Source organism: Caballeronia calidae (assembly GCF_900044055.2).
GTDB classification, from domain to species: domain Bacteria; phylum Pseudomonadota; class Gammaproteobacteria; order Burkholderiales; family Burkholderiaceae; genus Caballeronia; species Caballeronia calidae.
In genome coordinates, this window is record NZ_FCOX02000054.1 from 43,783 (window position 1) to 49,782 (window position 6,000).

The 6,000-nt window shown below is 58.7% G+C and carries 4 protein-coding genes and 1 pseudogene; 4 read left to right on the forward strand and 1 reads right to left on the reverse strand.

Features of this window, described 5'->3' with window-relative positions; all coding sequences use genetic code 11:
• The first annotated feature begins 609 nt into the window (after window positions 1-609).
• The 4 genes and pseudogenes from AWB78_RS48640 to AWB78_RS48650 all read left to right on the forward strand — a co-directional run.
• Window positions 610-816 (forward strand): hypothetical protein, encoded by a 207-nt coding sequence (locus AWB78_RS48640; RefSeq protein ID WP_074173584.1) that lies wholly within the window; start codon window positions 610-612, stop codon window positions 814-816.
• A gap of 192 nt (window positions 817-1,008) precedes the next feature.
• Entirely contained in the window at window positions 1,009-1,230 is a 222-nt protein-coding gene (locus AWB78_RS32500) for a hypothetical protein (RefSeq protein ID WP_082883508.1), read from the forward strand.
• 908 nt (window positions 1,231-2,138) lie between these two features.
• Window positions 2,139-3,680: a CYTH and CHAD domain-containing protein gene (locus AWB78_RS32505; protein ID WP_062610732.1), complete on the forward strand. Its 1,542-nt coding sequence runs from the start codon at window positions 2,139-2,141 to the stop codon at window positions 3,678-3,680.
• Window positions 3,681-4,663: 983 nt separating this feature from the next.
• Window positions 4,664-4,862 (forward strand): annotated as a pseudogene (locus tag AWB78_RS48650) (epoxide hydrolase); the annotation flags it as partial.
• Window positions 4,863-4,893: 31 nt separating this feature from the next.
• Here the strand turns inward: AWB78_RS48650 and AWB78_RS32515 are convergent.
• Window positions 4,894-5,826, reverse strand: coding sequence for a CHAD domain-containing protein (locus AWB78_RS32515; protein ID WP_062610728.1), 933 nt, complete (start codon window positions 5,824-5,826; stop codon window positions 4,894-4,896).
• Window positions 5,827-6,000 lie beyond the last annotated feature (174 nt).

Consider the following 6,000-nt stretch of genomic DNA (forward strand, 5'->3'; position numbering starts at 1 on the left):
AATCTGAATTATTAGGGATGGCGCTTCAGCGTTAGCGTCGTACCGGTCGACGAAAAGATTACGTCGAGCCTCCGGCTGAATTGACAGTTGCCGAATCTGGTTCGCTCAGATTCACACTAGGAACAGGAACGGACGGCCTGGAGAAAGAAGAATTGGAAGAACGCCCTTTAGCGCCAATGCTGCCACGAAGCTACTCGTCAACCGGTATGTCGAACTGCGTCAGACAGGTGGGACATTTCAACGACTCCAACATACCTCGCGCCGGAAGTGGCTCCAGCTGCTGCTCCTCGCCGGCCAGAAAGCAGACAGGACACGGAAACGCTTCGTGCGATCGCAGCCGATGCCACCGATCAACAAACCGTTCAATCTCCATAGGCGAGGCGCCTGCACCTTCTAAATAGTCCATCAGGACGTGGAATAGAGCGGGGTTTTGCATCAGCGCCTCCATCGTTTTTTCGGTGCATCGTAGCATTTGGTCTGCGCGACGTTTGCCCTGCGCCGCCGAGGTCTGTGGCTCGTGTGAAAGGGCTTGATCGATACACTGCCCTTTATCTCATCGTGCTGGCAGCAATATGAAGACTTCGAATTTCTTCGCTATTGCATTGAGCGTTGCTTGCCGGCGGCGGCGCTGCATCCGCTGCCGGTTGCCTGAAGGGCGCGGTGGCTGGTGGGGTCGCCGGGCATTACGCCGGCCATCATGCAGTCGTTGGAGCTATCGGCGGCTGCGTCGTCGGTCACCATCTGGCGACGAAACTAGCGCATGAGCAAACTGCGGCCAGACCACCGACGCAAAACCAGGCAGTTGCCAACCAATAAAGTGAACGCTGGTGCATAGGACTGTTTGCAACTGAAAGGGATGAGCGAAACGCTAGCCTTTTTTGAGCAAAAAAACGCCCGGAAGCGAAATCGATTCCTGCCGCTCGACGGTCGGCCGCCCATGAGTCGAACGCAACGGTCGCTGCCATCACGTCATGCTAGGATTCGTCGGCGATTGACATGGAGGCCGCCATGGACGACGAAGTCCACGCAACTCACACGCATATTGCGCGCGTCCGCGTTATTCAGACGGTGAAGGGCCTCTACCGAGGATTCGTCTACCTCCGCGGTATAGGCGCGGATCCTGAGACGGCCGAAAAGCATCAAGCCAAAGACGAATTTGCGCGGGAGACCGAGGCGCGAGAGGCCGCCCGGGCTCTTGCCAGCAAATTGCTGGAAGAGCGCAAGCCCTGAATGCATTTGTCCATCCCATCCCGCGAGCGCGATACTCAACTTCCTCTGGCTGTTGGCGCCGACGCCAAAATGAACCAGTTGCCGAACCGTGGATGATCCGGGCGACGAGCTCGCGAATGCCGCCTGTTCTCCGGTTCACGTGGATCTCGGCATCCGGATCAAAATGAAGTCGGCCCCGACATCATGCGTTCCGTCGCAACGGAGAAGATCGAAGCGGCCGTCAGAAAGAACCCTTCGTGGGCGCTCGGCGCGCCAAACCAGTTCTCGAAAAACCGCTGCGCCGCGATGGTCGCGAGCATTGCCTTCTATTCGGCGCTCTCACTCGCACCGACGCTCGTTATGGTGACCGCCGTAGCCGGTTGGGTTTTCGGGCCGACAGGCGCCACGCGCGAAGCGCCACCACAAGCTCGTCGCGACGGGCAGCAGACGCATACGTCAGCAAGACGTGCCGGCCGCTATCGAGCCAGTTCATGGAGCTCGCATCGTGTGCCACGGCCGGAACGCCGTGCGAACTCTCTCGCGGGAGGGTGACTACGAGAACGCATGGATTGAGTTCGAGCATTTCTGCAAGTACACGCCGGACCGGCGACTGCGTGCATTCAATCGGGGGGTGTCGCGCCATACGACGATCGCGGAAAGCCCTTTGCCCTAGACAAGCCGGCCACCTTCTTATGCTCGGCGTGCGAGTTCCCGTGCAGGTGCGTGCGCGTGAGCGCACAACAATGAATTCAGGCTGGACAGTGGCACATGTGACCAACGTCTGAAGCGGCGCGCCCCTGCCCGCGCGTGACGTCGGCGACTGGCTGGAGCACATCGTCCGAGGCACGAAAGTCGGGCTACATCAGAACCGAGAACATTTAATGCTTACATCGTGAAAGTCTCTTGTGTCCGCGCTCGACGGAGGAATGATGGAAAGCGAACTCAAACTACAGGTTCCGACAGGTAAGGCGAGCCGTGTCCTGCACGCTCCCGCAGTTAGCCGACTGTCGGTTGACTCGACTACGATTCACGAACTCACGAGCACGTACTTCGACACGCCCGACTTACACCTGCATAAGAACGGCGCCTCGCTACGGGTCCGGACTGGCGGCGCCGAGCGCTTACAGACGCTCAAGCTGGACGGCTCCGTCGCAGCGGGATTCTTCGAGCGAGACGAATTCGAAAGTCCGGTGAGCGGTGACTCGCCAGACCTCGCATTACTACGACGGTCGATCGCAGGTCGTAAAAAGGGAACGAAGCTTCTTAAGGATGAGGCGCTTGCATCTCAGATTCAGCCGTTGTTCGTTACCCATATCAAACGATCCACTGCGATGCTTCGTCTGCCGCAGGACACAGAGGTCGAGCTGGCGGCAGATGATGGCGTCATCGAAGCGCAAGCCGGTTCGACGGCGATTCATGGTATCGAGATGGAATTGAAAGCTGGCGCGCCGGAGCAGCTTTACGAACTGGCGCTTTCTCTCCTCGAGGATATTCCTCTTCGCATCGACTACATGAGCAAGGGCGACCGAGGATACGAGTTGCTTGTGCAAGAGCACCGCCCGCCCGTGCGAGCAAATCCGCTCAAGCTCAAGAAGCGCTACACGATCGAAGAGGCGTTTCAACAGATCGCAAAGAACTGCCTTGCACAGGTCCACGGCAATGAACGGGGCGTCGTATCGGGACACGATCCATCGAGTGTGCATCAGATGCGCGTCGGACTGCGTCGATTGCGCTCGGCGCTGGACTTGTTCGCGGCTGTGATTGCCGCTCCATCGGAGTTCGATTCGGAACTCAGATGGATCGCCGGCGAACTCGGCGAGGCGCGCGACTGGGAAGTGCTGTCCGGGGCAACGCTTGATCAGGCGTTCAACTCGCTCAAAGACGGTGCAGACGCGAATGCCACCCAACACGCCGCCAAGGAGCGCGCAGTCCAAAATCGCAAGACGGCCGCGGCCGCAGTTGATTCGGTTCGCTATACCCGGCTCGTGCTCAAGTTCACGCTTTGGATCGAGACAATGGGATGGCGCAATGGACAGACCGCCGACGAGCGCAAGCGGCGTGCAAAGCGAGTCGAGAAGTTCGCCAATGCGACGTTGTCGGCCCGTCACAAGAAGCTCCTCAAGCGTGGCCGCGGTCTCGCTGAACTCGACGACGAGACCCGGCATCGTGCGCGCATTGCAGCAAAGAAAGTCCGATATGCGACGGAGTTTTTCGCGTCGCTGTTTCCGCGTCGGGACGTCAAATCGTATGTCAGCGCGCTCAGCGAGCTTCAGGACGACCTCGGATGGCGTAACGACATCGTCGTCGCGGACGAGTTACTGAAGTCGTTGGCAACGGCAAAGCCCGAAACCGCCTCCGGAGCCGGCTTCGCACGCGGCTATTTCGCGTCGCGCGCCGCCGAGGACCACGATTCGATGAAGATGTTGTGGAGCAGATTCAAAAGGCTATCTCCACCGTCTTCCCGTCGTTAATCGCCGTTGGGGCCACTTACTGCATCCGATGCGTGTCTGGCCCCCGACGTTTATCCCTAGCTCTCGTGGACAAGGATGTAATCACCCGGTCGGACCAGCGTCTAAGCCTTTGGAGCACACGTACTAGCTCGTGCCCCAGGCCCCAATTACGTGACAGTCTTGCGGCGGTGTCCTGCTCCAGTACGTCACGCTTCGCAAGCCTCGACGTTCAACGCGAACTGGCCGATCGGCAACACAAACTAGTTGACTTCGACGCGTCCAAATCTAGAATGAGGCTGCGCTGCGCCGCAGCAAAATAACCAATCGATCGTATGACATACGAAAATTTGCTCCAAAGCAATCAAGCAGTTGTCGTCTTCATATTGGCGTGTCTCGTGACATTCGTTGTTAGCCAGCGAAACGGCGCCTGGGGCCGTTCAGGTACAGTCAGAAGGGCGTCGCAGGTTGAGGAGGCGCGTACGGCGGCCTTGCTCGCACGCCTGCGGTTCGCGCGCGGTCCCGGTCGCGCTCGCAGAGGCGTCAAGTTTTGGAGCGAACTCCTCGCAGAGCTGGAACATGCGAATCGAGAGGACGCCCTTCCATGGGAGGTGGTCCTAGCGGTGACAGAAGCGGCGCAAGCGGAGAGTGGTCGCGCGGCAAAACTCCGTGCAGTGATCATTCACAAACCCGACTCGGGCTTGATAGCACGCGCAAGCGTGCGAATCGCTCCGCGCTCGACGCCTCGACAGCAAAACTTATCACGGTGGAGCGGACGACGAGTGCGCGAGATGCGAATGTCCGCGCATTTGTCACCTACTCGCCCAAGAAATTCGCGCACGGAGGTGCCGCAAACAAGTTTGTCGCGCTTACACGTCGTTCAGAAAAGTGAAGCCACCATTCACAGAGGGACAACAGCAGTCGATGCTCGACTAGCGGGATAGCGCAAGCAGAAGATCGCGCCAACTCGAGGCACTATGTCACGAAGGGGTGAGCTGCAGCTCACAATGTCGCGCGACGACGTGCTCGACGACATCACGCTTTGCTGGCTAACGAACACCGGCGTCTTGTTTGCGCGCTTCTACTGGGCGTCCATTTCAACCTCCTTGCCGCCGCTGATGCATCGGTTCCCGCGATGCCGTGAGCGCTTTTTCGCACGAGAACTATCAGGCGCCGCGAAACTGGACCGAGCGCACTTGTCACAGCTGCTATATTCGGCAATCACGATCCCGCCAGGTTAGCTAGCGATGGCTCGAACCCGCCGTGATGCCGCGCGCATTCTTCGGCCCTTCTGCTTTTCCAGCCACTGTAGTGATTCTTGCACGACCTCGGGCGGAACCTCATTGAACGACGCGCTCCGAATGAGCGTCTCGCTTGCGGCAATGTCGTTAAACTGTCCCAGCATGTTCTGCACGGACATCAGATCCTTGATCGTGCGATCGTGCCCGCCCTTGATGACGGGTTGAAAAAACTCCAGGAGATATCGCAGCTTTTTGCCCGCCTTACGAACGTCGTGTAGATTTTCCTCGTGGGCAGTCTGATTTTCCTCGGAGGCAGTCTCGCTACGTGCTGCGCGCCGGCCTCGCTTTTGAAGCGCCCGCTGAGCAAGACGCACGCGCTCCTCGGCGAACGCCCGAATGGGAAGATCGTTGCAGCTCGACTCCAGCGTCGTTTGCGCGCGAAGCAGGGCATCGTTCAGGAACGTTTCGACCTCGTCGCTTCTGATCATCGTCTGGCTATGCTCTACTGCCTGTGCACGCTTCTCGCGCGCCGCGGCCACGAGCAGCGCGATCGATGCGCGTGACTCCTGGGCGGCTTTCAGTAGGTCCCCTGCAATATCCCAGTCACGCGTTCCGCCCGCCAACGCAGCAAGACGCTTGAATTCCTCGGTGGCTTGCGCGGTTGCTTCCTCGCCGAGGTAGGGCGAGTACGCCCAGTACAAGGCACGAAGCTTTCTGAAGGCAACCCGAAGCTGATGAAACCCTTCGGCATCGCTTTGCGTGGACAGCTCTTTTGCCCTTTGCACTGCGTCGGCCACTACCGGCGCCGCGAGTGATGAGAAGGTGCTGGCGATCGAGCTCGCTTTCGAAAGTGATGAACCGGTCGACCGCCGGTTCATCTTGAAGAGAGTGATTGGCTGCGGCAAGGGCCAGTCAGCATCCATATCCATTGGAGCCTCGCGTCGAACAAAAAAAATCATTCGGCCCAGACCATACCATACGGATCATCGAGCGCTGCGATCTTTGTGACCTTTTGATGAAACGCATTTACTGACCGGTGCACCAAATACTGCCTCGTGCGTTAGAGAAGTATGAATACGAAAACTGATGCGCGAAAACTGGAC

Excerpts from the sequence above, each read along its gene's own strand:
- AWB78_RS32500 (WP_082883508.1), top strand. The coding sequence starts at position 1,009 with ATGGACGACGAAGTCCACGCAACTCACACGCATATTGCGCGCGTCCGC.
- AWB78_RS32505 (WP_062610732.1), top strand. The coding sequence starts at position 2,139 with ATGGAAAGCGAACTCAAACTACAGGTTCCGACAGGTAAGGCGAGCCGT.
- AWB78_RS32515 (WP_062610728.1), bottom strand. The coding sequence starts at position 5,826 with ATGGATATGGATGCTGACTGGCCCTTGCCGCAGCCAATCACTCTCTTC.